The sequence below is a fragment of the Luteolibacter ambystomatis genome (genome assembly GCF_018137965.1).
Classification (GTDB): Bacteria; Verrucomicrobiota; Verrucomicrobiia; order Verrucomicrobiales; family Akkermansiaceae; genus Luteolibacter; species Luteolibacter ambystomatis.
This window is the reverse complement of sequence record NZ_CP073100.1, coordinates 5078123-5104997: the sequence shown is the minus strand read 5'-3', so window position 1 is coordinate 5104997 and position 26875 is coordinate 5078123. Positions and strand designations below refer to the sequence as shown.

Sequence of the window (26875 nt, the reverse complement as noted above, 5' to 3'; positions counted from 1 at the left end):
TATTCAAAAAGCACATCTTCTTTCTGCAAGCAATTCCGGGAAGATGGCGTAGGGACCGCTTGAATGGATCGGCGGATCAGCGGCAGCATTCTTTCCTTGGGACTTGGCTTGGCGGGCGGTTGGCTCGCCTGGCCATGCCTGCGTGTGTCCGCGGAAACCGTGCCCGCTGTTCCGGCCTCTCCCGTTCCTGCAAAAGCCGTCGATCAAGCCTCCCGCTACAAGAAGGAGGTCGAGCCGCTGCTGGTCAACTACTGCTACGACTGCCATGGGGATGGTTCGCACAAGGGCGAGCTGGCGATCGATTCCTTCAAGGACATCGCGGCGATGCAAAAGAACCGCGATGTCTGGAAGCGCATCCGCGAACACATCGGCTACAAGCTGATGCCGCCCGCCGATGAGGAGCAGCCCAGCGACCAGGAGCGCCAGCAACTGCTTTCGTGGATCGATGCCGCGGTCTTCCCGGTCGATCCCGCTCATCCTGATCCGGGCCGCGTGCTGCTGCGCCGCCTGAACCGCGAGGAATACCGCAACACGATCAAGGACCTGCTCGGCGTCGATCTGGAGGTGGAGAACATCCTGCCGCCGGATGACTCGGGCTACGGCTTCGACAACATCGGCGACGTGCTCACGCTCTCGCCGGTACACATCGAGCGCTATCTGGCGGCCGCACGTCAGGCGCTCGACCGCGCGGTGCATCCCGATCCGATGCCGCGTCCGGAGCGGAAAATCGCCGGGGCCACACTGGATGGACCGGGTCGTCGTTCGGAAGACGGTCACTATCTATGGAAAGCCGGCGAAGCCGTGTGCAATCCGGAGTTCTACCAACCCGGACGCTACCTCCTGAAAGTAGTCGCCTGCGGCACCTGGGGTGGCAACGAACCGCCGAAGATGGAACTGCGGCTGGATGGAAACCTCGTGTCCACCTGGGAGGTGAAGAACCTGATGGACACCCCGAAGTGGTACACCGCCGAGGTGAAGATCGACACCAAAGGCCCGCACCGCGTGGGCGTCACCTTCCCGAACGATTTCTGGGACGAGAAAATCCCCGATCCCTCCAAGCGCGATCGCAACCTGATGGTGAACCGCGTGGAGATCCAGGGGCCCATGGACGGCCCGTTGCCACCGAAGCCGGAAACCCATCGCGCGATCTACGGAGAACGTCGTAGCAACGAGGACGACAAGGCCTACGCGCTGCGCGTGCTCTCGGGCTTCGCCCGGCACGCGTTCCGCCGCACACCGCAGACCGGCGAGGTGGAGCGTTACCTGCGTTTCATTGGTGTGGCCGGGTCGCAGGGCCAAAGCCTCGAGCACGGCATCCGCCTGGCACTGGAGGCGATGCTCGCCTCGCCCTCGTTCCTGTTCCGCGAGGAACCGGTGCAGGGCGGCGGCAAGTCGGACAAGATCGTCCAGCTCGGTGAACACGCGCTCGCCTCGCGCCTTTCCTATTTCCTATGGAGCAGCATGCCCGACGACCGCTTGCTCGATCTCGCGGATGCGGGCCAACTCCGCCAGCAGCTCGATGAGGAGATCAAGCGGATGATCGCGTCACCGAAATCCGAGCGATTCATCTCGAACTTCGGCGGCCAGTGGCTCCAGCTCCGCAACCTCACCTCCGCCTCGCCGGACGAGAAACGCTTTCCGAACTACAACCGCTCGGTGGGACGGGACATGCGCAAGGAAACCGACCTGTTCCTTGGCGACGTGCTGCGCTCGAACCTGCCGATCTCAACGCTTCTCGAAGCCGACTATTCGTTCCTCAATGGCAACCTCGCCCGCTTCTACGGCATCCAGGGTGTGGAGGGAAAAGAGTTCCGCAAGGTCTCGCTGGCGGGTACGCCACGCCGCGGCCTGATGGGCCAGGGCGCGGTGCTGATGGTCACCTCCTACCCCACCCGCACCTCACCAGTGCTGCGTGGCAAGTACGTGCTCCAGAACCTGCTGGACATGACTCCACCTCCTCCGCCGCCGAATATTCCCCAACTCGGAGGCGGCCACGGCAAGAACATGACATTGCGCGAGCAAATGGAGGTCCACCGCAAGGATCCCTCCTGCGCGAACTGCCACGCGCTCATGGACCCCATCGGCTTCGCCTATGAACAGTTCGATGCCGTCGGCTCGTTCCGCAACGATGACCGCGGCAACCGCATCGACACCGCTGGCAAGCTGGCCGATGGCGATGCCTTTGCCAATCCGGAGGAACTCCGCGAGTTGATCCTCCGCAAGCACGGCAACGAATTCCAACGCGCGCTGGCTTCCAGACTGCTCACCTACGCGCTGGGCCGTGGCACCGATTGGTACGACCGCCCCGCCATCGACGCCATCACCATCAAAGCTTCCAAGGACAACGGCCGCTTCCAGACTTTCATCCGCGCCGTCATCGACTCCGTGCCCTTCCAATACCGCCGGGCCTCCTGAACCACCCCGAACTCTCATTGCCATGACACCCCGCCGCCGCTTCCTGCAAGGGCTCGCCTCGGTCTGCGCGCTGCCCTACCTGCCATCGCTGCGTGCGGCGACGGTTGCCCCGGCATCGCCGTTGCGGATGGGCTTCGTCTATATTCCGAACGGAGTGAATCTCGACTTATGGCGTCCGGCCGCAGGCGGCCTGCTCTCTCCCACGCTTCAACCGCTCGCCGCCCTCCGTGATCACTTCTCGCTCTTCCGCGGACTCGACCAGCACAAGGCCTTCGCGAATGGTGATGGCGCGGGCGACCACGCGCGCGCGAACGCGACCTTCCTCACCGGCTGCCAGGCACGCAAGACGGCGGGGGCGGACATCCGACTCGGCATCTCGGTGGATCAACTCGCCGCCAATGAGATCGGCCACCTCACCCGCCTGCCATCGCTCGAACTTTCCACCGATCCACCGCGCGCCGCCGGCGAGTGCGACTCCGGTTATTCCTGCGCGTATCAATTCAACCTCTCCTGGCGCAGCGAGAACATCCCCGCGCCCGCCGAACGCGATCCGCGGCTGGTGTTCGAAAAGCTCTTCGGCTCCGGCGATGAAAAGCAGGACGCCCGCCGCCGCGCCTACGAGAAGAGCGTGCTCGATTTCGTGCTGGAGGATGCGAAACGCCTGCAAGGCCGCCTCGATCACGAAGACCGTGGCAAGATGGACCAGTACTTCAGCGCGGTGCGGGACGTGGAAACCCGCATCTCCCGCGCGGAACAATTCCGCAAGGAAGTGCCGGAGGAAAAACGCCCGAACGGTGTGCCGGAAATCTACCGCGACCACATCCGCCTGATGTACGAACTCATGGTGCTCGCGTTCCAAACGGACAGCACGCGCATCGCTTCCTTCCTGCTGGCCCACGACGGCTCGAACCGCACCTTCCCCGAGATCGGCATCCCGGATGCCCATCACGGGCTCTCGCACCACCGCGGCGATCCGGAAACGCTCCGCCGCATCGGCGAGATCGACCGCTATTACGTCGAGCAGTTCGCGTGGTTCCTGGAAAAGATGAAGTCGATCCCGGAAGGCGACGGCACGCTGTTGGATCACTCGATGATCGTCTATGGCGGCGGCATCGCCGATGGCAACCGCCACAACCACGACGACCTGCCGGTGCTGATCGCCGGCCACGGCAATGGCACCCTCAAGCAGGGCCGTGTGATCGAGGCTCCGAAAGGCACTCCCATGACGAACCTCTATCTCTCGATGCTCGACCGCATGGGAGTGAAGGCCGCGCGGCTCGGTGACTCGCAGGGCGAGCTCTCAGGAATCTGAAAAGGGTCAGGGACGCCCCGGTGGAGCGTCCCTTGGTCCCCGTCCTACCGGACGGTCGTGATTGATCTCGCTCCACCGGAAATCAGCCTCAGGCGGAAGAACGCCTTGGGCCCGAAATTGCTGATGGAGACCGTGACCGAGTTCTCGGTCAGGCCTTCAACCGGAGTCCACGATTCGAGATCCATCGAGTATTCCAAGGTGCAAGGCGGCCCACCCGGTCCCCAGGAGAGCGTGGCGATGTCTCCGGAGCGCTCGATGTTCAGCACCGGCAGCACCAGCGACGGCATGGCGAGTGGATTCGCGAAGTCCACCCACGCGAAGTAGAAGTCGCTGTCGCGAAGCGGGAAGCTGTCAAAGCTGCCTGCGCCGTTCGGCACGACCTCGCGGGACTCCACCACGAAGTTCCCGTTCGAGTAGCTGTAGGTGAGCGTGACATTGTCCACCAGCGAAGTGTTCGCCGGCAGCTTGCCGACGGGCTGGAGGATGAGCATTCCATTCGCACCGGTCTTGCCCGGGATGTTGATCTCATAGCGTCCGGGGGTGGACCGGTTCACGGTGAAGGCGCCGGCCGAGTTGATCTTGCCACCGGTCGATCCCGCGATTCTGCCACCGACGAGGTTCATCGCATCGTAGGGCACATACACGAACGAGAACTCGGTCCTGGAGTTGCCGATGTAGTTGGCGGGATTGCCCTTGTTTTCCTCCACACCGCGGATGGCGACATCCCAGCCGGAGCCATCGGTTTTCACCGCGCAGTTGATCTGTGGGCCACGTACGGAGCCGTCATCATTGGGCACCAAGAACATCATCCCGCCATTGGCGGCATCGACATCCGGCAGCTTGAGACTGGCCAGGCCACCGGGATCATTCCATTGCAACAGGGCCGCCGCGGAGTTCGTGTCGAAGCTGTAGGTTCCGCTGGTGGCACTGGGGCTGTGGGATGCAGGATTCCGCCAATAGGCTTTACCATCGGTATCGGCATTCGCGAATGCGCCGGACATCCAGCCCTGCGCATAGGGGAACCAGGCCACCGAGGTATCGAAGGCGGCACGCTGGAATCCGCCCGCGCTGTTGGCGGCCGGATTCGGATGAGCGGCCGTATTGCCCAGCTTCGACATCCGGGTGTAGTAAACGCCATTGCCGAAGGAGCCATCGTCCATGCCGAAGTAGTTCGCGCTGGAGAAGTCGATCGCCTCATAGACATGCGGCAGGAAGGGCGCGGCTCCGTCCGCCCACTGGATCGGACCGTTCACGCGGGCGGTGGGGATCAGCACGCCGTAGCGTGGCGAGGGGAACCAAGCCTGCGAGGCGGGCGCGGTGACCTGCGGCGTGTCACGGCTCCGGTTCGGATTGGAGTAGGGACCCAGATTCTGCTGGGCCGCCACCGGATCGCGCGGTCCCATGGCGAAGTCGAATGCTCCAGTCGCATAGCGTCCGATGGAGAACGGCACCGGCCCCTGCTGGCCATCGATGCTGACAAGCACATCACGCGAGATGGTTCCGAATCCGCCGCTGTTCCAAACGATCTGTCCGCTCTGGCTGTTGTCGGACGAGCGGCCGATGCCATCAGCCGGAAGGCTCACCTGCCAGTTCACAGCGGTCACTGAATTCACGGGATAGACTCCGGGAGCATTGCCCGCAACGACCGGAGTGCCATTGGAATTTGGAACCGGCGGGTTGACCACATTCTGATAGTTCGCGAAGCGGTTGTGAACCCGGTTCGCAGGATTTTCGTTCGAATCGATGTGCGCGACGGACGCCAGACCGAGATACAGCGTGTCCGGAAAAGCGGCTGGATCCACCGTGTACTCCGCGAGCACCACCCATTTCAGATTGTCCTGGCTGCAAAAGGTCTGGATCAGATTGCCGGTGCGCTTCATCCGCAGCCAGACCGGGATCAGGCTGCCGGAAGCGGGACGGTAGGTGCCGGGATAGGGGCCGCCGTTATACCGGAATTCCGGGGTATTCGAAGGCGGGTCGTTGGTCTGGCCTCCCTGTGCCGTTCTGGCGATGGTCTCCACATAATTGGTGCCCGCCATGGGCGTCGCACTCACCTGGATGTCCGGGCTGCCTGCCGTGAGATTCGCCCGCAGGTGGAGGGAAGCCTTCGCGGAATCCTGCTCGGAAGCATTGTCCACGGTTACATCCTGCACTTGGACCTTCACATCAAAGTCACCACTCCTTTGCTCGTAAAGATACGTAAACGAATCCGCCGTCCCATAGGTATCGCCGCCGCCGGCCACAACCGAGATGGAGGAATCCGGATTGACGGTCACCACGCTGGACGGTGCGTTCAGATCCAGGGTGGTGAAGGTCTGGGCCTCGAGCGATCCGGCCAAACAGAGAAGCGGAAGAGACAACCAAGCTCCGGATCCCAGCTTGCCGCCGGCTTTACAAATCGAACGGGTATTCATGATGAGGATTTTTCAGGGTATAAATTGCAACATTTTCCAACAAATCCAAACAGAGGATTGAGCCAATAGGAAATTTGCAACCCTGATGTCAATGCGTTTCGAACTAGCCCCAGTGTATCAACGGCGAGACGCCGTCGTTGCCCTAACAGGGTGTATCGAAACCCCGGTTGAAGCTCCTTCGTCCCAACGGGACGAAGAAGGTTTCGGTGCAACCTCTAACAGATGATGACGCTTCCATCGGATCCGGCTTCCACTCTGCCGCCCGTCCCACGGCAAAAGCCCGATCCTTTCAGTACAACCCCGGCGGTGTATTGCGCTGATAGAGCGCCTCGATGCTCTCCGGCAGCAACGCGACTGGAAACACGTAGAGCTCATCCAAGCTGCCGCGGAACGAGTAGTTCGACTCACTATCGACACGATGACCGATCGTCAGCGGGAATGAATTCGGTCCGTTGATGACGGTGTTGACCTCCTGGGTCTTCACATAGGTCGAGGAATCCAGCCTTCCATCGATGTAGTAGCGGATGTTGTTCGTGCTGCTGCGCGGACCTCCCGGAAACACCACGGCCACATGATGCCACTTGCCATCGCGGAGATCGGTCGAGCCGATGCTGGCGCCGCCCTGCACCTCCACACGCAGTGCCCCCTTCGTGCCGGTATTGTCCACGCTGTTGTTCCAGGCGATCTGCCACTTCCCCCCGTTGCCGGGACTTGCACTTCCCCAGGACAGGATCGAGTAGCTGAAGGTGTCCGGAGTTCCCTGGGGCACCATCACCCAGAAAGCCACGGTGCGCGCCTGATTGCCCGCATAGCCGGGAAACCGGGTGGAGATCACGCTGGAGAATCCCTCGAGCTTCACGCCGGTGCCGAAACGCCCCGCTACAAGCGTGGGATGGGTGGCACCCTTGAGTTCGACCACGCTGGCGGGAAACGGATTTTCTCCCGCGAGGCGCACTCCAGTTTCATCGAATGTTCCGGTCGTGGTGTTCACACTGTCGAAGCTCCAGTGGAGATAGGTCTTCGGCATCAGCGCGCTGTCGGTGCGGGCGACGCTTCCGAAATCGGCCGGGGCATAACGTGGCGCTTCATTGGTGACTCCCGCATCCGCAAGACGGATCGGTTTCGATTGAGAGAGCTTCAGCGAGTCGCGGTTGCCTCGCTTCGGATTCAACTCCACTTCACCGGCGAGCACATGCACTTCCGTATGGCCGTCTTCCTCCACCGCAACACCGAAGCGCGAACCACGGCGGCGTAGTTCGCCATTCGGCGTTTCCATCACGAAGCCCACGGCCTGTTCCGGAATATCGACAATGGATTTCCCGAGATCGAGCCGCGCGTGGTTGGGCGAAGAAACATCGAGCCGCGCCGGAGCCTGGAGACGCACGCTGGCACCGGAGTCGAACGCGATCTGCGCGGACCCTTCGGTGAGTTCCACCACGCCGGTGGCGAGCCACTGTCCCACCTCGGGATGGCCGGAGCGCCATTTGGCACCCGTGGCCTGGGTGAGCCGAGCGACATAGCCGATCTCCACCGCATCCGGACGTTCAAGATAGCGGATCTCCTTCCTCACGGGCTTGAGCGCATACCCGAGCACACCGCCGAATGCGACCAAGGCCGCGGCCGCAGCGATGGGACGGAGCCAGCGCTTGAGGAAAACAATCTTCCGTTCCGGAACTTCCGCCGATGCGGCGGCATCCCTCAGTTCCCACTCCAGGCGTCCGTGAAGCTCGGCCTGCGAGCAGTAGTGCTCGAACGCCACGGGATCATCGCGCAGCCTCTGTTGCAATTCATCGAACCGCTCCGCGGGCAGCGAGCCTTCCAGCAAGGCATCGATCCATTCCATGGTTTCGCGGTTCATGCGGCACCCCCTTCCATCTTGATCCGCTTCTCGATACAATCCCGCAGTTGGTTCCGCATCCGGAAAAACCACTGCTGGAGCGAGCCCTCCGTCTTCCTGAGATCGCGCGCCATGTCGCGGACGGTGCTCCCCAGCGCATAGCGCCGGTGGATCAGTTCGCGGTCGCCCGGATCGAGCTGCTTCATACACTCGCGCAGCGCGGCCTGCTGGCCATCCGCATTTGCCTCGGCGGATGAACGCCGGGTGGAGATCTGCTCCATCAGGTCGCTGTCGAAAACGAGCCACTGGCGGCGCCTGTCGGAGCGCAGCGCCTCCAGCGTTTTGAGATGGGCGATGCGGAAAGCGAAGGCCTTGAAGTTGCTGCCCGGCTCGAAAACGTCCGCCTTGTTCCAGAGCACCAGGTTCGTCTCCTGCAGGATATCCTCCACATCCGCCTGCGGAGCGAGACTGCGGATATAGCCATAGATCGCCGGCTGGTGGCGGGTCACCAGTTGCAGATACTGGATCTGGCTTTCGTCCATGGATTCGGAAGAGGGATACCGGCGGGACGGTGTCGGGCTTTCCGGAAAATAGGATGCAGCAGCCATGTTGTCCCGCTCGTTTGTAGTTCTAGGGACCGGTCACGCGGACCCTCATGAACAACCGCTCGGTGAGGGCGGGAATCGTGGTCCGGCTGGTGACTTGATCGAAATCACCAGCCGGAACGGAAGACACTTCCACGGTCGTCAGCGTGGTCCAGTCGATCAGGTCCGCGGAAGCCTGCACCACATAGGAAAGCGAATGGGAACCGGCACGACGGCGCGGATAGGTGATGCGGAGGTAGCCATCGTCCCGGGAAGTGGACGCCACCGGTGTGGAATCCCGGATACGCGGCTGGGTGCCAAAGGCGTATTCGAAAAGCCGGTTGCGCCCGTCACGATCGTCATCCGCATTCCAATCAAAGGATGCGATTCCAAAATACCGACGCTGCCAGATCGCCGCACCATTGTTGGTCTCCGCGGCCTGTGCCGCGATCTCGGTGGCGGACAGAGCACGGCCATGGATGCGGGCGTCATCCAGCGTGCCGGTGAAAAAGCGGCTCTGGATATCACCACCGATCTTCACCGCGGAGCCGGAAGTGTTGACCGTCGCGGAACCGCTGGCGGCGAAAGTCGTCTCCAGCACACCATCGATATAGAGCTTGGTATCGGTGACGTTCGGCGTGCCGTCATTGGTGAAAGTGCAGGCGATGTGATGCCACTGGCCATCGTTCACGGCATGGCCAGCCTGAAGGAAGCCACCGGTGACCTCGATGCGCGGCTGGCCGCTTTGGATGAGGAACGTCCACTTGTTGCCGGTCGAGTTCGGCCCCCAGGCGATCACCGGCATCTGTCCGGTGCCGGTCGTTTTCACCCACGCGGAGCAGGTGCGCGCATTCGTGCCGGTGATGCCATTGAAATTGTCCACGCCCACGCAATCGTCCACGCCATCGAATTGCAGCCCCTTGTCCGAATGACCGGCAACCCATTGCGCGGGATCGACCGTGAATCCTGTCAGAGTGGCAGCGCGATAGCCGCCCGCTTCACGGGTGGTGAGACCGGAGGTCTGGTTGAAGGGGAACCAATAGTCGCCATCGGCGTAGGCCACCGTCACCCTCACCGTGGCGATGGCTGAAGACGTGCCATCGGTGGCGGTATAGGTGAAGAAATCCTCGCCGAGAAACCCCGTGGTAGGCGTATAGACGATCTGGGTTCCTGAAATGACGGCGGTTCCCGAGCGCGGGGTCGTGACCGAGGCGATCGAGAGTGCCTGAGGCTGGCCATCATCACTGTCGTTCGCCAGCACCGCCAAAGTGGTGGCGGCATCCTGCTGGATCAGCACCGTATCATCCACCGTCTGCGGAGGAGTGTTCACGCCAATACCGTCGCGCGAGAACGCGCTTGCCGCTATCGCCTGCCTGGTGACGCCCGGGCCGCTCCATTGCAGCGAAAGCGCGGGCGTTCCAGTACTACCACGGGCATAGTAGAGGCGGAAGGGATGCTTGCCCGCTTTCAGATTCATCACCGCGCTTTTCTCCGTGCCGCCGGCATAGCCGAAATCCGCGTCGATCACCGCCGCCTCATGGATGCGCAGGAAGGCACGGGTGTCGGCATTCAGGTAGAAGGTGTAGGAACCATCGCCCGGCACATTCAGATAACCGGTGAAAAGCAGAGCCACGTCATTGTCCTGCGGGCGGATCGCCAGGGACGGAATGCCAACCGTGCCGCCCGAGACCGGCGTGAGGTTCGTGAGTTCCGGCAGCCAGGGGAACGAGCCGGTGTAAGCCTTCCACTCGACCCCGCTGGTGGTTTGCAGGGGAGTCAGCGGCGGCACCTGCTCCGAATCATACGGCCGTGCGGCTCCGCTGTCCGATCGGCGCATTCGCAGCACCTTGTCCTTCATCTGCTGCTGGAGCGCGGTTAGCGTGGAGGCGAGATTCACCGATTCCTTCGGATCGTTCACGATGTCGTAGATCTCGAAATTGTCCGCGTGGGACTGGATGTTGTAGCGCACTCCGACGTAGTTCCCGGAGCGGATCAACTGCATCTGGTTGCGGGCGCGTCCGCGCTTCGCCACATCGAACTCCGAATACGACGGCGTCGAACCGGCAAAATAGTATTCCGTATAAACCTGCGGGGTCTTCTGCCCGCTGATGTTCTCCAGCGTGGGCACGAGCGAAACCCCATCCACGCGCGCCGGCACCGGCACGCCTGCCAACTCCGCGAACGTCGGCATCCAGTCTTGGAACTGGCTGGGCAGGTTGCTCACGCGGTTGCCGGGGATGCCCGCGGGCCAGCGCACGAGAGCGCCGACACGCGCACCGCCTTCCCAGCAATCGCGCTTGATCCCATCGAAGGGTCCGAAGCTGTTGAAGAAATACGGCTGCATGGCCGTGGAAAGATAGGACTCGTCGCTGACGCCGTTGTCGGTGGTGAAAACGATCAGCGTGTTGTTGTCGATACCGAGATCCTTGAGAGTCTGGATCAGATCACCCACGCAGTCGTCGAGACGGCGCACGGTGGTGGCATAGCGCTTCATCACGTTCGGCCACGCGACCTCGGCGGTGGACGCGTTCTTATCGCTGTCATACGTCTGGCCCGTGTAGTCCGGATGCATGTAGCCATCCACGGTGCCGCCTGCGGTATTGATCATCGCACCAGGCGTGCCCTGCCACTGGAGTCCGCCGGTCAGACCGCCGCCCGCGGGATACGCCATGGTCGGGAGCTCGCAGGTGGCATGCGGCGTGTCATACGCCAGATAGAGGAAAAATGGCTGGCTGGAAGAGGCCGCATGCTGATCCACGATCCACTTCTTCGCACGCGCGGTCCAGAGATCGGCGGTATAGCATTTGTCGAGGCTGGCGGAGACCTCGGTGTTCATGTCCCACACTTCCTTCGCGCCCTGATAGGTTCCTTCCTTCGGATAGTGCTCGTGGCCGTCGCCATGGCGGACATAGCCGTAGTAGTAGTCGAAGCCGCGCTTCGTGGGATAGGCGGCCCATGCCGTGGGCGTGCTCCCGCTTCCCTGCAATCCCCACTTGCCAATGCAAGCCGTGGCATAGCCAGCGCCTTTCAGCACCGTGCCGAGCGTGTGATTGCTTTCCAACGCCTTGTCGAACTGGTTGTCCCGGATGTTGGCATGCCCCTGGTGGACGCCGAGCAAAAGCGACGCGCGCGATGGCGCACAGACCGGCGCAGGACAGTAGTGATGGGGAAGCTGAAGCCCCTCCGCTGCAACGGCATCGAGCTTCGGCGTGAAATGCCACGGCTCCGAGCGGTCGTTGTTCGCCTTCCTCAGGTTCTGGTAAAACACCCCGATGTCCCCGTAGCCGAGGTCATCGCACAGGATGAAGATCACATTGGGCTTCGGCGCCGCTCCCGCCGCGAGCAATGCCGTGGCCAGAAAGACGGAGAACATGGAAAGCAGACGCTTCATCAAATGGGGGCGGAAAAAGAGGCGGGAGCACCAGCCCCCGCCTCATGTGAATCACGGTCGGAAGCAGATCAGCGGCGGCGGCGCAGCAAGCCGATGACCCCGAATGCTCCCAGCAACGCAGCGGATGGCTCGGGAACGGCGACGTAGCTGCCATTGAGGGCCAGGTTGTCGATCCCATCATAGGAACCGCCTTCCGTCACCGTCGGTTTGACGCCCGAGATGCGCAGCACGAAGGAGCCGGTGGTGCCGCCGAGATCCGTGGCATCCAGCGACGTATCCCCGGCAAGGATGATCGAAAACGCCGCGCCATTGGCTGCATTCGCCGCGATGGATTGCTGCAGCGAGCCGGTGGCGAAAGTCGTGGTCAGCGAGGAATTCAGAATGCTCGCGGAGAAGGCGGTGGTCCGTGCGGCCGTCTGAATGACTGCCCCGGAATTATAGGCGAACCCGGTCAGATCGACCGTCGCCAGCGTCAACGAATCTCCCGCATTGCTGAGAGTGTAGTTGACCGTGAAATCCATGGTCCACACCGCGAAGGGGGCGGTGCCGGTGGCATTCTGGACATTGACGTTCGGCACCACCCGGCCGTTGGAAAGCGGTGTGGCAAAATAATTGGGGGCACCGGACACGGTGGTGGAGGACGCTCCACCGAGGTGGGAATCACCGGTCCAGGAGATGTTGTTCAGAACGGAACTGCTGGGACTGGTGACACCGGTGAAGGTGGTGCTGATCAATACCGCGGCTCCGGCCGGAGCCACGAGGGCGAGAAACAAGGGGGCGAGGATTTTCATGGATTGGCAATGCAACCGGGACACGCCGTAGTGGCGCACCCGTTGCATGGCCCATGACCGGAACCGACCGGGTATTACGGATTTTTCAGGAGGGAATTGAAAAACCCTCGTGGTCCAATCCAGACCCGCAGGGAAACAGGCTGCAGGAAGCCTTCTCCGCTCATGATCCAGGCGAGAGGATGACGGCTGGTTTGGAGCCGTCCATTTCCTTCAACCGCTTCAGCCGGATCTGGAGATCGGCGAGGGCATTCATGAAATAAATGTATCCATCATACGGACCGCCGTAGGGCGAGAAATACGAGTGAACCCCGCCATCGGTGCCGCCCTTGGTGGACATCCAGTAGAAGTGGTCGGAAGTCTGGAGCTTCGCCCAGACGTGGGAAAGATCCGCATCCTTCGCCGCCAGCACCTCTTCCTCCAGACGGTGGATCTTCGCGATCGCCTCCTGCTGCATCACGTTCCCCATCCATGCGGTGAGGTCGCGCTCGGCATCCGCCCACGAAGTCGGCCAATGGCAGTCATACTCGCGGGACGCGCGGTGCAGATCGACCGCCTCGGAAGGCGTGATCCACTGGCCGCCGAGATCCAGCAGCGTCTCGGGAAGTTTTTCCCAGAAATCGAAAATGCCGGTGTCCTCCCACTGGTGCTCGCCAATGGTCTCATAATCCATGAACAAGTTCACGACATCGCCCTTCGACTTCGCCAGCCAGCTCGCGAAGCTCTCCGGAGAAAGCGGGTATTCGGTCCAGTTCTTGTCGGAGAACCGGAAACCGAGGTCATCGGAGAGCCCGGGATTCCGCAGCAGTGTCTTGAGCCGCGTGACGTGGGGCGCACGGTAGAGGTAGTTCGGAGACTGGCCGTTGAGCACCCATTCCACACCCTCGCCGAGGATGCCATCGAAGCCCATCGTCTCCGCCTGCGCGGCGATGGCATTGTTGTAGATGAGCTCGGTATTCCGGAACACGCGCGGGCGCACGGAGAACACCTCTTCCAGCAATTCGAGATGCTTCTCCACCTGGCGCTCGAATTCCTTGCGCGAGTGGACGATGGCCAGCGAGTGGTAATAGGTCTCCGCCAGCAGCTCCACACCGCCGGTGGCCACGAGCTCCTGGAAGGACTCGAGGACGTCCGGGCGATGGTGCTGCATCTGCTCGATCACCGTGCCACTGATTGACAGCGCCATGCGGAACCGGCCCTCGTTCTCCTCGATGAGGCGCTTGAACATGCGGTTCGCGGGCAGGTAGCACTTTTCCGCCACCTTCGAGAGAATGCGGGCATTGAGCAGATCGTCCTCATAGAAGGCGTGCTCGCCGATCCGGAAGAAATCGTACGGAATGAGCCGGTTCGGTTGGTGAACCTGGAAGTAGAGGCAAACGTCGGGCATTTGGGGGAACTGGAGAGCATGGGGCGGACGCCCGCGGGGTCAAGGAACGAGTTCCCGGTAGATATCGACAACTTTCTCGGCAGCGGCATCCCAGGTGGAGGCCTCGATGTCGCGCTTCGCCTGTTCGACGACCTTTTCGCGGAGTTCGTCATCCGTGATCAGGTCGATAATGTGCTTCGCCATCAGGTCCACGTCCCAGAAGTCGGCCTTCAGCGCGCCTTTCAGCACTTCGGCGACGCCGGACTGCTTCGAAATGACCGCGGGAATGCCGAACTGGGCCGCTTCCAGAGCGGAGAGGCCGAAGGGCTCGGACACGGACGGCATGCAATAGACATCCGTCATCGAGAGCAGTTCGTTCACCTTCTCCTTGTTCAGGAAGCCGGTGAAGTGGAAGTGGCCACCGAGACCATGGAAGGCTCCGGTTTCGATCAGCGGGCGCAGCTTTTCACCGGTGCCCGCAACCACAAAGCGCACGTCCTTGTTCACAGCCAGCACCTTGGCGGCGATTTCGAGGAAGAACTCCGGGCCCTTCTGCGCGGTGAGGCGGCCGAGGAAAAGCACCAGCTTTTCCGGGAATTTCTTGTGGGTGGAAAAGACCTCGACGGGATCCGCGCCATTGTGGACGGCGCGCACCTTGGAGGGATCGATACCGTAGTGGCCGGTTACGACCTGACCGGTGTAGTTGCTGACCGGGATGATCCGGTCGGCCTCCTCCATGCCGTATTTCTCGATGTCGTAGATCCAGCCGCGGGCGTCGGCACCGGCGCGGTCGTATTGGGAGGCGTGGACGTGGATGACCAGCGGCTTGCCGGTCGCCTTCTTCACCTCCACCCCGGCGAGAAATGTCATCCAGTCATGGGCATGAACCACGTCGAACGTATCTTGAAGAGCGAGCTTCGCGGCGATTTTTGAAAACTCGATCACCTTGTTACCCAAATCTTCCCCGTATAACTCCCCCATCTTGAATTGCTCAAGCTGGCGGCGGGTGGTCTGGGAGAAACGGATCTCCCCGCCCGGGATGTGCTCCAGGGTTTCCAGCGTTGTCTCGCCGTCCTCATACGGATCGAGGTGGACCGGCACGCGTTGCACCTTCGCGAAACTCTCGTACCGGTAGCGGCCTTCCACCGACTGCAAGTCCTCCACGCGGAGGTTGTTCAAGCCGGTCAGCGTAAACCCGTCGAAGTGGTCTTCCGGCGCCGTGCGAGGCACCACCACCCGGAGGTCCACATGCTTGGAAAGCGCCCTCGACAGCCCGAGACAAGCGATCCCCAACCCTCCGTTGATCAATGGAGGAAATTCCCAACCCAACTTCAAAACACGCAACCGCTTCATATGGAGGTAGATCAAACCGGAGCACATTTCGTTGATTTTCAGGCGCACGGATGATCGCCCCAAGCCAAAGCAAACGGCGGGCCAATGTCGAGAAAGGATCGTCACACAACAGGTGCCGGAGTCGTCACAGGTGTTGAAATCGCAAGCTTGGCACGCCGGACGCTAACCGGTTAAATGTTCCTGCTGATCTCATCACATGGCTTCCGACGAATTCTCCGGCAACTACATGGAAAAGCACCGCCCCTCCGAGGGGTGGGCCGATCTTTTTCCCGGCACGATCCGGACCATCTCCCGACCTTCGGAGGGGGTGGTTGACCTCTTGACGGACAATCAGGTGCTGCTGCGCATCCAAGTGATCGAGGCGGGCATGGTGCGTTTCCGCTTCAGTCCGGAAGGCCGCTTCGAGAGCGATTTCTCCTACGCGGTGGATCCGGATTTTCATCCTGAACCACCCTCGCATGAGGTTGTGGAATTCGGCGACGGAGTGGCAATCCGCACGGCTGCATTATCCATTCGTGTATCTCGCAACGGCCTCAAAACCACTATCTCCGATGCCAAAACCGGAAAACCTCTTTGTCAGGATGACAAGGGGTTCCACTGGCAGGATAACAAGACCTTCGGCGGCGAGGTGGTGAAGATGATGAAAACCTACCAGCCCGGGGAACATTTCTATGGTCTGGGCGACAAGTCCTGCGACCTGAACCTGCGCGGCCGCCGGTTCGACCTGTGGGGCAGCGACACCTACGCCTTCGGCCCGGACAGTGATCCGCTCTACAAGAACATCCCGTTCTACATCGGGATGCACCGCGGCGGCACCTACGGGATCTTTTTCGACAATACCTTCCGCAGCCGCTTCGACTTCGGCGCGGAGCAGCCGAACCGTACCGCCTTCTCCGCCGAGGGTGGGGAAATGAACTACTATTTCTTCCACGGTGAAACGCCTCTGGACGTCACCCGGGCCTACACCCGTCTGACCGGCCGGCCCGGCATGCCGCCGCTGTGGGCGCTCGGCTATCACCAGTGCAAGTGGAGCTACTATCCGGACGCGGTGTTCCGCGCGATCGGCAAGGGCTTCCGCGACCGGCAGATCCCCTGCGACGCGCTCTATCTGGATATCGACTACATGGATGGCTACCGCTGCTTCACCTGGGATGCCGAGCGTTTCCCGGACCCGAAGGGCATGGTCGCCGATCTGGAGAAAGACGGCTTCAAGACCGTGGTCATCATCGACCCCGGCCTGAAGATCGACCCGGAATACTCCGTGTGGCGGGAAGGCATCGAAAAGGACATGTTCTGCCGCCGTCAGGATGGCAATCTGGCCAAGGGCTCGGTGTGGCCGGGTCTGTGCCATTTCCCGGACTTCACCCGCCCGGACGTGCGCGAGTGGTGGGCGGAGCAGTTCAAGGAACTGGTCGGGGACATCGGCGTGCGCGGCGTGTGGAATGACATGAACGAGCCCGCGGTCTTCGAAGACGGCACCTTCTCCCACGATATTCGCCACGATTACGACGGCCACCCCTGCTCGCACCGCAAGGCCCACAACGTCTACGGCATGCAGATGGTCCGCGCCACGCAGGAAGGCCTGCGCCGCTTCGGCGATGGCAAGCGCACCTTTTCCATCACCCGCTCCGCCTACGCCGGCACCCAGCGCCACGCCTGCGCGTGGACCGGGGACAATGTCGCCTCGTGGGAGCACCTCCACATCGCCAGCCTGCAATGCCAGCGCCTGGCCATCTCCGGCATGTCGTTCATCGGCTCGGATGTCGGCGGCTTCATCGAGACCCCCACGCCGGAGCTTTACCTCCGCTGGGTGCAGATGGCGGTCTTCCATCCGTTCTTCCGCACCCACTCCTCCGGCGACCACGGCGATCAGGAGCCATGGTCGTTCGGTGAGGACACGACCAGCCTGGTCAAGCAGGCCATCGAAATGCGCTACCGCCTGCTGCCGGTGATCTACAGCACCTTCTGGCAATACGTGTCCGACGGCACCCCGATGCTGCGGCCGATGCCGCTGGTGGCCCACCGCGATCCGGACGCCTACTGGCGCAGCACCGAGTTTTTCTTCGGAGATCACCTGCTGGTCATCCCCATGACCCGCGAGAGCGAGGAAGGCCGCTTCCTCTACCTTCCGGACGGCGACTGGTTCTCCTACTACGACGACGCCAAGCCGAAGTCCGTCCGCAAGGACATCTGGGTCGATTGCCCGATCGACCGCATCCCGGTCTTCGTCCACGCCGGCGCGGTCCTGCCGCATTGGCCGCTCCAGCAATACGTGGGCGAGATCCCCCACCCCGAGCCGGAGCTGCGGGCATGGTGGAAAAACGGCACCGAGACCAGCCGCTGGTACGAGGACGATGGCGATGGCCAGGCGTGGAAGGAAGGCGTTTACCGTGACTCCACCATCACCCTGGAAGGCTCGCCCACCAGCCTGCACTTGACCCGCCAGTGGACCGGCTCGTGGACGCCCGGATACTCGAAAATCCGTCTCGTGCTCCGCGGCCTGCCGAAAGGCTGGGAGGCCCTCACCGTCCAGGCGGACGGCACCACCATCCCCACCGCACCCGATGAAGACGGCAATCCGGTCGCGGTTCTGCCGCATGGATTCAAGGCCCTCATGGCCGTCTGGAAGGCTGGCGTGGTCCCCGAACCGGCGGCAGAAACGGAAACCGCCGCAACCGTCTGAGCGTCATTTTCTAACCGCCGTATCCGGGCATTGCCAACGCCGGGGAAATCCCGTATGGCTCCCCGCCCCAGCCACCTCTCATGAATCCAGCCAAATTCCTCACGACCGCCGCCGCAGCCCTGGCCGTCGTGTTTCTCTCCAGTTGTGCCAACCAGGCCTCCAAAACCCAGCAGCCCACGACCGATGCCTCAGGCAAGTGGGTGAACCCCAACAAGCCGGGAACCTACGAATACTTCCAGGCGGAGCTGAAAAACCCGAACACCAAGGACGCGTGGAAGGGCGTGTGGAAGAACGAGGAAGTGCTCTCCCGCACCAATGACTCCAATTCCCGCGTCCTCATCTCGCTGTCGAAGCAGCGCGGCTACCTCATGAACGGTGAAGACGTGGCGATCGACTATCCGGTCTGCTCCGGCATCCCGAGCCGCCCCACACCTCCGGGAAGCTACAATATCCTGGAGAAGGTCGTGGACAAGCGCTCCAACCGCTACGGCAAGATTCTCGACGCCGCCGGTGAAGTGACCAATGGCAATGCCGATGTGCAACTCGATGCGATCCCGGAAGGCGGCCGCTTCGAAGGCGCGGAAATGCGCTACTGGATGCGCCTGACCTGGGATGGCGTGGGCCACCACATCGGTCCGGTCCGCCGCCGCCCCGCCTCCCACGCCTGCGTGCGCGGCCCCAGCGCGGTGATGCCGATCGTCTATTCGAAGGTGAAGGTCGGCACCTCGGTGAAGGTCGAGGACTGATCCTCCACCCGATTCCCTTTTTCGATTCCCCTTTCCAAAACAAAACCCCGGACGAGCGATCGTCCGGGGTTTTTTCGTGAAGGGGATCACATGACAACTTGATCCTTGTCTTTCCGCCGTGCCCTCGTTTGACTCATCTCGTCTGCCTCCCGGCGGATGAGGCCTGATAAACCTCTCACGAAGCGGTCGGCATCGACCGAAACGATGCCGCCAACCCGACCAAACGGCCGGGGAGGCGGTGGCGTATGTCCAGGTCATCTCTTCGGAGATGGCTAAAGGCCCTCGCGGTCGTCTTCGTGCGGCTTTATCACTCCCCGTCCACCTGGAGGAAATCGTTCCCTTCCTCTTTTACACCATGAAAACCTCCACCCTGCTGTGGTTGATGTGGGCGGTCCTGCTATCACCGGTTTCCGTGTGGGCCCAAAGCCCGCCCGCCAATGACGAGAGCCTGCCGGGCAATCCTCCCATACTCCACCCCGGCCTCATCACCTGCAATGACGGCTCACGCTGGCATGGCTTCACATTCCAAGCCCGCCTCGGCCTCGGATACTCCATCGAGACCAGCAGTGATCTGGATTCCTGGGAATGGGTCGAGTCCATCCCCGGCGCGGGCCAGCAGCAGACCGTCCTGATGCGGCAGGCCCCTCCCGAGCCTGCCGCGCCCATCCCTCCTTCCGCCCCACCCGCACCCGGACCACGGCCGGTCATGGCCCAGTTGCTCATGCAGCCCGCCGCCACCGGCGGAGGGATCGTGCTGTCGTGGCAATCCCTGGATGACGGCCGTCCGATGGTCTGGTCCCTTCCCGCGCTGGAGCCCGCGGCCGGTTGGTCGGAAGTTCCTCTCTATGCCCGGCAGTTCAGTGGCTGGTATTTTCTGATTTCCCACCCGGACCAGCCCGCGCCGGTGCCAGCCGCGAACCCGATGGCAACCGTGCAGGATGCCGCCATGCTGGCAGCCTTCGAAACGGCCTTCCCGGAGATGAACGCGGACGTGCTGGCCTCCATCACCCGCAACCAATCCCCGACCACCACCCCTCCCGCTCCGGGAGAGCGCCGCTTCTACAGGGTCCGTTGCGATTGGGGCCTCGACAGCGATTCCGATGGCACGCCGGACTGGATGGAGTACCAGCAGATATTCGCGGCGGCAGCGGGCACCAATACCGTGGGAGGCCCGGCGGCGAACCCGCTCGATGCCGATTCGGACAGGGATGGCATTCCGGATGGGGCCCAGCGCAGCAGTGATGGTGACAATATCGCGGATGACGAAGATGCGGACACGAAAGACCCGCTCATCGATTGGGCGAAAACGCCGGTCTTCCGCTACGCCACCTTCCCGCTTCCAGCTCCGGGATCCGGAAACGAAATCCCCCTGCAGATCAACAATCGTGGCGAGGTGCTGCTCTCCCCCAACAAGCTGTGGACCGGAGGAGAAATGAAGGCCCTGGAGCCCGCGGGAGGAAATGTTTCGAACTGCATCGCCTCCGCGATGGACGACCATGGCGTCATCTATGGACAGGGGAAGATCGCGGATGACGGTTCCTGTGTGGTCACCTGGCCACCCGGCGGAGGACCTCCCACCGCAGCCACCGCCGGCGACGACTATCTCCATCCCGACGAGCGGTTCATTCCAACGCCGGTCAATGCGGGCAATCTGGTCACGCTGCAGCCCGATGGCAGCCGGCAGTTCGTCGCCACTCCCGCCCGCTATCTCCCCGACCCGCAAACCGGCATCACCCGCCTGATACCGGTCACCGGCCAGGACGGGAAAAGAGTCTTCAACCGGTGGAAAGTCACCGGAGGCGCGACCTTCACCAAAGGAGCGGCGGCGGCGGCGACCGATCTCTATGTCGCGCCGGACGGCTCGCCCTGGGGCTGGGTCCCCGGCGAGCCGGGCCCGTATGTCGGCGGCCATCATTTCCCGGCGCCTTACCAGCGCATGGCCCGGCTTCCGTCCGGCAATTTGATCGCGCTGTCCTCCGCAAGTCGTCCCCTCATCCTCAAGGATGGGAGTTGGCAGGAGGCGAAATCCATGACGAATTCCTTCGTGGGTTTCTCCGCGAACGGGGGATTCGCGGTCGAGGGCAGATCCGCTCTCTGGCACAATGGAAAGCTCGTCTTCCTGGACGATCTCACACCCGGCATGCCGGAGATCTGGCATGACCGGCCCTCTTGCGGTGCCATGGAGACCACCTCCGGCGGCTGGACGCTGTTGAATCGCTATCAAGGTTATCAGGGCGGGCCCTTGCTGGAATCGGCGGTCGGCCTGCCGTTGTTTCTGGAGGATGACCAGCCCTTCACAGGGCTGGATGACGTATCGCTGACCGCAGAGAAGATCACCATGGGGAGTGCCGCGGCCAATGCCGCCATGGCGGTCGGAAATAAAAAGGAATTCTGGGTCATGGTCCCGGCCGGTGGACAATCGGTGATCCGGCTCAAAAGCCCTCTCCATTCACAAACACCGGCCATCTTCGGAAGCGATGTCATCACGACCGATCCACAGACGGTATCTTCCAGCAACCAGTTGCTGACGCTCTCCGCTCCAGCTTCCGCGGACGGCACCAGCGTCCCGGTCAAGATCAAGATCGGCAACGTGGAGTCCACCTCGGTGCCACTGCGGGCGAAGATCATGAAGGCCCGTACCCTGAATGTAATGTTCTGGCCGATCAACAGGGCCACTCCCGGCACGGCAGTGGTTCCCTGCCCGGCGCTCCCGTCGAAGCAGGAAATCGAGACATTCCTGAACGCCATCTTCAAGCCGCAGTTGAATCTCACAGTCAACGTGTCCTTCCACGCTCCTGAGAATGTGGACTACGACATCGCCGACAATGCCGGAGCGAATCTGCCACCACCCGATCCGAACAATCCCAACTCGGTCGTCACTCCTCGCAACGGGATGTTTGATGTCGATGACAATCCCACCACCGAACAAACCGCCATCTCCAACGGGCGGAATGGAGGAAAAATCAACGTCTACGTGGTAGGCGGAGCCGGAGGTTTGTGGCCGTGGGGTGTGAATTCCCAGGGCGTCATCTCAGGCGGGTTTCCCTTGGCGGGTATTTCAAGCCAGGAGTTAAAAGCCTGTTGGATTGGTACCGACTCCTTGCCTCCCGCAAAGCCGCTTCCAGCTTTCCTGAGCACGCTCGCTCACGAAATCGGACATGTCATGATCGGCAAAGGCCATCCAAATGAAGAATCTGGCGTCGCTCCTCTGCCCCTGACGGATAAGACCAAGAGGCTCATGCACACTGGCATGGATATAACAGATCCTATCACCCAACGTCGGCAGATCGTGAAAGCGGAATGGGATGCCGCGGAGGTATGGATGAAGGCGAACTTGGATTCCCCACAACCATGAAATCACTTTTAAAGTCGCTCATTGTCCTTGCGATTATATTATCATTTTCCAAAGCAAACGCAGATCTCCCGACGAACCCAACAGAGTATGCTGCATGGGAGAATAAAATGCTTCAAGCAATCCAAGATTTGAACGGCGCACCCGATAGCCAAGCATTCCCAAAATTAGGAAAATGGGTGCTCCAAACCTCCGCATCTTGGAACTTGGAAACAGGATCGCGACCCGTTTATCATGCGGCGAAAGATGCGCTGATTTCTCGGCCCGGACACGCAGAATATTTTGGCAACATGATCAGGACGATCACCGAAGCCGAACTAGCAGGGACAAGCACATATCACTCTACAGAACGCTGGTGGCAATACGAAACCCTCCAACAACTTCCCAGTCCCGAAACGGTGAAGGTTCTGGGCGAACTGCTCTTCGATGAAAGAGGAAAGCAATACAACGACGATCCGGTTCGTGATTCGCGTTTGCCTCATGCGAACTGCCGCTATGCTGCCAAATCCCTCGCCGTGCTCATCGACAAACCTCCGTATGATGCAAAACTCAATCCATCTTCCGATTCCGCGCTCGATGCCTGGCGGCTCTGGTATCAGCAGGTGAAGGCCGGAACCCGCACCTTCCGCTTCAAGGGCTCTCCGATCGCCTATAGCCTCAGCGGCCCGGCAACGGACAAACCGGAGGCGGATCATCCAAGTTCCAGAGGCCAAACCGGAACAGGCGCAAAAGCCGCAAGTCCAGCAGACGGCAATGTCACGGCAGTTGCTCCGGAAAAATCCCTGTGGCCCAGGATCGCGGCGGGTGTCGCGGCTCTCCTCGCGCTGTTAGGAGGATGGCTGGCCTTCCGCAAACGGACGACTCCCGCCTGACAACCTCCACCCGATTCCCTTTTCCAAAACAAAACCCCGGACGATCGCTCGTCCGGGGTTTTTTGTTTGGAAAGAATCAACCGTGACAGCGGGCGATCAATGTTCGTCCTTCGGCTTGTATTTCTCGTGGCCTTCCTTCTTGTCCGGGCGGAGGGCTTCGGAAAGCGTCTTCACCTTCTCCAGATCGTTGGCGAGGTAGGCTTCCTCGATCTGGCTGACGGTGACGTAGGTCTTGGCGATGAGGGTGCGGTAGTTGGCGAGCGCCTTGGACTTCTCCGGCTCCGGAGTTTTCTCAAGGGTGGAGGGGACTTCGGACAGGCTCTTGACCAGAGCGGCTTCGACCTGACGGGCGAGAGCCGCACCCTTGACCGGGTCGGTCTCCTTCTTCATGGCCTTGAGGGCGTCGTTGGCGGCCTCCATCTGCTTGCCGAGCTCGGTTTCGGGCTTTTCTTCGGCTCGGGCGGTGTGGAGGGACAGAACGGCGGCAGCGATGGTTGCGCAGATCGCGTGGAGTTTCATCGGCTGTCATTTGCACGCAAGGCGGGCGTTTGCCCATCCGAAAATGCGTGCGGTGGGAGCGGTTCCCTCTTGCCTGATGCGGGCCGGACCGGGAGGCTTCGCCCGATGTCCGGCGACTCCCTTACTCCGATGATGGCCCAGTACCAGGCCATGCGGCGCACCCTGCCGGCGGATGTCCTGCTGATGTACCGCCTCGGGGATTTCTACGAGATGTTCTTCGAGGACGCCAAGGTCGCCGCGCCGATCCTGAACGTCGCCCTGACCAAGCGCCACACCACGCCGATGTGCGGCGTGCCCTACCACGCGGCGGAGGGCTACATGGCCCGCCTGCTGAAGGCCGGGAAGCGTGTCGCCATCGCCGAACAGACCTCCGATCCGAAGCCCGGCAAGCTGGTCGAGCGCGAGATCACCCGCATCCTCACCGCCGGCTCGATCGACAATCTCAGCCTGCTGGACGACCAGCGGCCGAACTATCTCGCCGCCGTTTTCCGCCAAGGGAAAAAATCCGGCCTCGCCTGCGTGGACCACACCACCGGGGAATTCACCCTCGCCGAGTTCGATGACGGCGGCCAGCTCGCCGATGAACTGGCGCGCATCCAGGCGTCCGAACTGCTGATCCCGGACCACCAGCTTTCCGAATTCCCCGGCCTGGCGAACTCGCTGCCCTATGACGGCTACGCCTTCCTGCCGGATCACGCCGGGCAGTTCCTGCGCGATCATTTCAACGTCCACTCGCTGGACGGTTACGGTTGCTCCGGCCTTCATGCCGCCACCGGTGCGGCGGGCGCGGTGCTGCACTACCTGATCCACCAGCTCCGCCGCTCCTGCGACCACATCCGCAACCTGCGGGTGCGCGAGTCCGCGTGCCACGTGTTGATCGATGCCGCCTCGCAGCGGAACCTCGACCTGGTGGAATCCCGCTCCGGCAAGGCGCACACGCTGCTCGGTTCGCTCGACCGCACCGCCACGCCGATGGGCGCGCGCCTGCTGCGCGACTGGATCCTTCACCCGCTGCGCGAGCGTGAGACGCTGATGGCGCGCCAGGACTGCATCGCCGCGTTTCTGGCAGAGCCCTACCTGCTCTCGAAGTGCCGCGAATCGCTCAAGGGCATCCGCGACATCGAGCGCACCACCGGCCGCCTCGCCCAAGGGTCCGGCAATGCCCGCGATCTCTCCGCACTCGGCGTTTCACTCGGCCATGTGCCCGCGCTGCGGGAGGATGTTTCGAATCTCTCCCAGCCGCAGCTCGCCAGCCGTCTGCACGATTTCACCGATCTCACGCGGCTGTTGGAAACCGCTCTGGCGGAGGAACCGCCCGCCAATCTCAAGGAAGGTGGCATGATCCGCGATGGCTGGTCGCCGGAACTCGATGAACTGCGCGCGATCTCACGCGACGGCAAGGGCTTCATCGCCCGGATGCAAGAGGAGGAGCGCCAGCGCACGGGAATCGATTCGCTGAAGATCAAGTTCAACAACGTCTTCGGCTACTTCATCGAGATCACCACCACCCACCTCGCGAAGGTTCCGGACGACTACACCCGCAAGCAGACCATGGCCAATGCCGAGCGTTACATCACGCCCGGCCTGAAGGACATGGAGCACAAGGTGCTCGGCTCCGAGGAACGCTCGAAGCAGCTCGAATACGAACTCTTCCTCGATCTGCGGAAACAGGTCGTCACCCACCTCGACGCGCTCCAGCAGACCGCCGCTGCGATCGGTGAGATCGACGTGCTCTGTGCGCTCGCGGAAACGGCGCAGCTCCACCGCCACTGCCGCCCGGTGCTGGAGGAATCCGGTCGCCTCGTGATCGTCAATGGCCGCCACCCGGTGCTCGACCAAACCTTGCAGGGCGAGAAATTCGTTCCGAACGACACCACCATGGAGCCGGAGGATTCCCGCCTCCAGATCCTCACCGGCCCGAACATGGCCGGTAAATCCACCTACATCCGCCAGGTCGCGCTCATCGCGGTGATGGCGCAGATCGGCGCGTATGTGCCCGCGGAAAGCGCGGTGGTCGGCCTGGTGGACCGCGTGTTCTGCCGTGTCGGCGCGTCCGATGATCTCTCCCGCGGCCAATCGACCTTCATGGTCGAGATGAACGAGACCGCACTCATTCTCAACCACGCCACCGAACGCTCGTTGGTGATCCTGGATGAGATCGGCCGTGGCACCGCCACCTTCGATGGTCTCTCGATCGCCTGGGCGGTGGCGGAGCACCTGCACGACATCACCGGCTGCCGCACGCTCTTCGCCACGCACTACCACGAACTCACCGATCTGGAAGCGACGCGTCCGGCGGTGGCGAACTTCAACGTGGCCGTGCGCGAGTGGAATGATGAGATCATCTTCCTGCGCAAGATCCTGCCCGGAGCCGCAGACAAGAGTTATGGCATCCAGGTCGCGCGGCTTGCGGGCCTGCCGAAGCCGGTGCTGGAACGCGCCAAGGCGATTCTTTCCCACCTCGAGCTCCACTCGGTGAAGCCGGAAGCCAAGGCCCGCGGCCCGAAGGCGAAGAACACCCGCCAGACCACCGACATGCCTTCGGCGAATCCGCCGCAGATGGATTTGTTCGGGCAGTTCTGAGGCCACGTCACATCACTGTGACTCCTTGTAGATTATCTGGACCAGCGTCGGTTTCCCGCCCTTTCCGCTCACCTCCAGGTTCATCACCCGCCGCTGGATACTGCAGGTCGCAGATATCCGGCAGGTTGCGGGGGATGCCCCCGAAGAGAAGAAAGAGGAAGAAGGATAATCAGCACTCGCTCGGTAGAAATTCACCACTTCCTCGGGAGTCGATGACGTGGTGAACGTGAACGCGCCGGAGATCCCGCCAATTCCGCTGCTCTGCAGCAGCGCCATTTCTCCCGCCGCAGGGGAAAAACGAGGCACCCAGTTCGGAAGCTGTGAAAGTTCGCCAGCCCAGTACGGAACCGCGCCGCCATCCTTGTCGCTTGGGATGATCCTACCCAAGGCGAGATCATCATAACTGACGCTGGCCACCTCGTTGCGGCTTTTGATCCGGATCTTCATCCGTTCGGTCCAATTGTTCTCCGATATTTTTTCCAGATCGGCATTAAACCGCATCATCACCTCTGCGGCGCGTTTCGACGCATGGCTGTTAACCTCACTTCGGGCAATCAGCATCCATGTCCCGCAGCCGAACAGCGAACACGCGAACATGGTAAGGATAAAACTACGAACGATTGCCAACCTGTTCCGACGTTTGGGCTGCATCTTACGAAT

General features: G+C 61.9%; 16 protein-coding genes. 7 read left to right on the top strand and 9 right to left on the bottom strand.

Annotated features, from left to right (window positions below; translation table 11 throughout):
* The first annotated feature begins 63 nt into the window (after window positions 1-63).
* Both KBB96_RS19985 and KBB96_RS19980 read left to right on the top strand, forming a co-directional pair.
* The gene (locus KBB96_RS19985; RefSeq protein WP_211631261.1) at window positions 64-2415 is read left to right on the top strand and encodes a DUF1592 domain-containing protein; all 2352 of its coding nucleotides are present in this window, start codon (window positions 64-66) and stop codon (window positions 2413-2415) included.
* A gap of 22 nt (window positions 2416-2437) precedes the next feature.
* Window positions 2438-3727 (top strand): DUF1552 domain-containing protein, encoded by a 1290-nt coding sequence (locus KBB96_RS19980; protein WP_211631260.1) that lies wholly within the window; start codon window positions 2438-2440, stop codon window positions 3725-3727.
* Between the two features lie 44 nt (window positions 3728-3771).
* Here the strand turns inward: KBB96_RS19980 and KBB96_RS19975 are convergent, their stop codons facing one another.
* From KBB96_RS19975 to KBB96_RS19945, 7 genes are all read right to left on the bottom strand, one after another.
* Window positions 3772-6141, bottom strand: coding sequence for a hypothetical protein (locus KBB96_RS19975; RefSeq protein WP_211631259.1), 2370 nt, complete (start codon window positions 6139-6141; stop codon window positions 3772-3774).
* A gap of 289 nt (window positions 6142-6430) precedes the next feature.
* Entirely contained in the window at window positions 6431-7999 is a 1569-nt protein-coding gene (locus tag KBB96_RS19970; RefSeq protein WP_211631258.1) for a LamG-like jellyroll fold domain-containing protein, read from the bottom strand.
* The gene (locus KBB96_RS19965) at window positions 7996-8520 is read right to left on the bottom strand and encodes a sigma-70 family RNA polymerase sigma factor (protein ID WP_211631257.1); all 525 of its coding nucleotides are present in this window, start codon (window positions 8518-8520) and stop codon (window positions 7996-7998) included. The genes KBB96_RS19970 and KBB96_RS19965 overlap by 4 nt, the downstream gene beginning before the upstream one ends.
* A gap of 88 nt (window positions 8521-8608) precedes the next feature.
* Window positions 8609-11953 (bottom strand): sulfatase-like hydrolase/transferase, encoded by a 3345-nt coding sequence (locus KBB96_RS19960; RefSeq protein WP_211631256.1) that lies wholly within the window; start codon window positions 11951-11953, stop codon window positions 8609-8611.
* A 68-nt stretch (window positions 11954-12021) separates the two neighbouring features.
* Window positions 12022-12744: a PEP-CTERM sorting domain-containing protein gene (locus KBB96_RS19955; RefSeq protein WP_211631255.1), complete on the bottom strand. Its 723-nt coding sequence runs from the start codon at window positions 12742-12744 to the stop codon at window positions 12022-12024.
* Window positions 12745-12904: 160 nt separating this feature from the next.
* Window positions 12905-14128, bottom strand: a complete 1224-nt coding sequence (locus tag KBB96_RS19950; protein WP_211631254.1) for a glycoside hydrolase family 57 protein — start codon at window positions 14126-14128, stop codon at window positions 12905-12907.
* A 39-nt stretch (window positions 14129-14167) separates the two neighbouring features.
* Window positions 14168-15460, bottom strand: coding sequence for a glycosyltransferase (locus KBB96_RS19945; RefSeq protein WP_211631253.1), 1293 nt, complete (start codon window positions 15458-15460; stop codon window positions 14168-14170).
* Between the two features lie 196 nt (window positions 15461-15656).
* Between KBB96_RS19945 and KBB96_RS19940 the strand changes: the two genes are divergently transcribed.
* From KBB96_RS19940 to KBB96_RS19925, 4 genes are all read left to right on the top strand, one after another.
* Window positions 15657-18143, top strand: coding sequence for a glycoside hydrolase family 31 protein (locus KBB96_RS19940; protein WP_211631252.1), 2487 nt, complete (start codon window positions 15657-15659; stop codon window positions 18141-18143).
* Window positions 18144-18223: 80 nt separating this feature from the next.
* Entirely contained in the window at window positions 18224-18889 is a 666-nt protein-coding gene (locus KBB96_RS19935) for a L,D-transpeptidase (RefSeq protein ID WP_211631251.1), read from the top strand.
* 355 nt (window positions 18890-19244) lie between these two features.
* Window positions 19245-22244, top strand: coding sequence for a hypothetical protein (locus KBB96_RS19930; RefSeq protein ID WP_211631250.1), 3000 nt, complete (start codon window positions 19245-19247; stop codon window positions 22242-22244).
* Window positions 22241-23113, top strand: a complete 873-nt coding sequence (locus tag KBB96_RS19925; RefSeq protein WP_211631249.1) for a hypothetical protein — start codon at window positions 22241-22243, stop codon at window positions 23111-23113. The genes KBB96_RS19930 and KBB96_RS19925 overlap by 4 nt, the downstream gene beginning before the upstream one ends.
* Window positions 23114-23209: 96 nt before the next feature.
* On the opposite strand, the gene KBB96_RS19920 is transcribed toward KBB96_RS19925, so the two are convergent.
* Window positions 23210-23632, bottom strand: coding sequence for a cytochrome b562 (locus KBB96_RS19920; RefSeq protein ID WP_211631248.1), 423 nt, complete (start codon window positions 23630-23632; stop codon window positions 23210-23212).
* Between the two features lie 105 nt (window positions 23633-23737).
* Here KBB96_RS19920 and mutS point away from each other — a divergent pair, with 105 nt between their 5' ends.
* Entirely contained in the window at window positions 23738-26215 is a 2478-nt protein-coding gene (gene mutS / locus KBB96_RS19915) for a DNA mismatch repair protein MutS (RefSeq protein WP_226373593.1), read from the top strand.
* Between the two features lie 12 nt (window positions 26216-26227).
* On the opposite strand, the gene KBB96_RS19910 is transcribed toward mutS, so the two are convergent.
* On the bottom strand, window positions 26228-26812 hold the full coding sequence (locus KBB96_RS19910) for a hypothetical protein (protein WP_211631247.1): 585 nt from the start codon (window positions 26810-26812) through the stop codon (window positions 26228-26230).
* Between the last annotated feature and the right edge of the window lie 63 nt (window positions 26813-26875).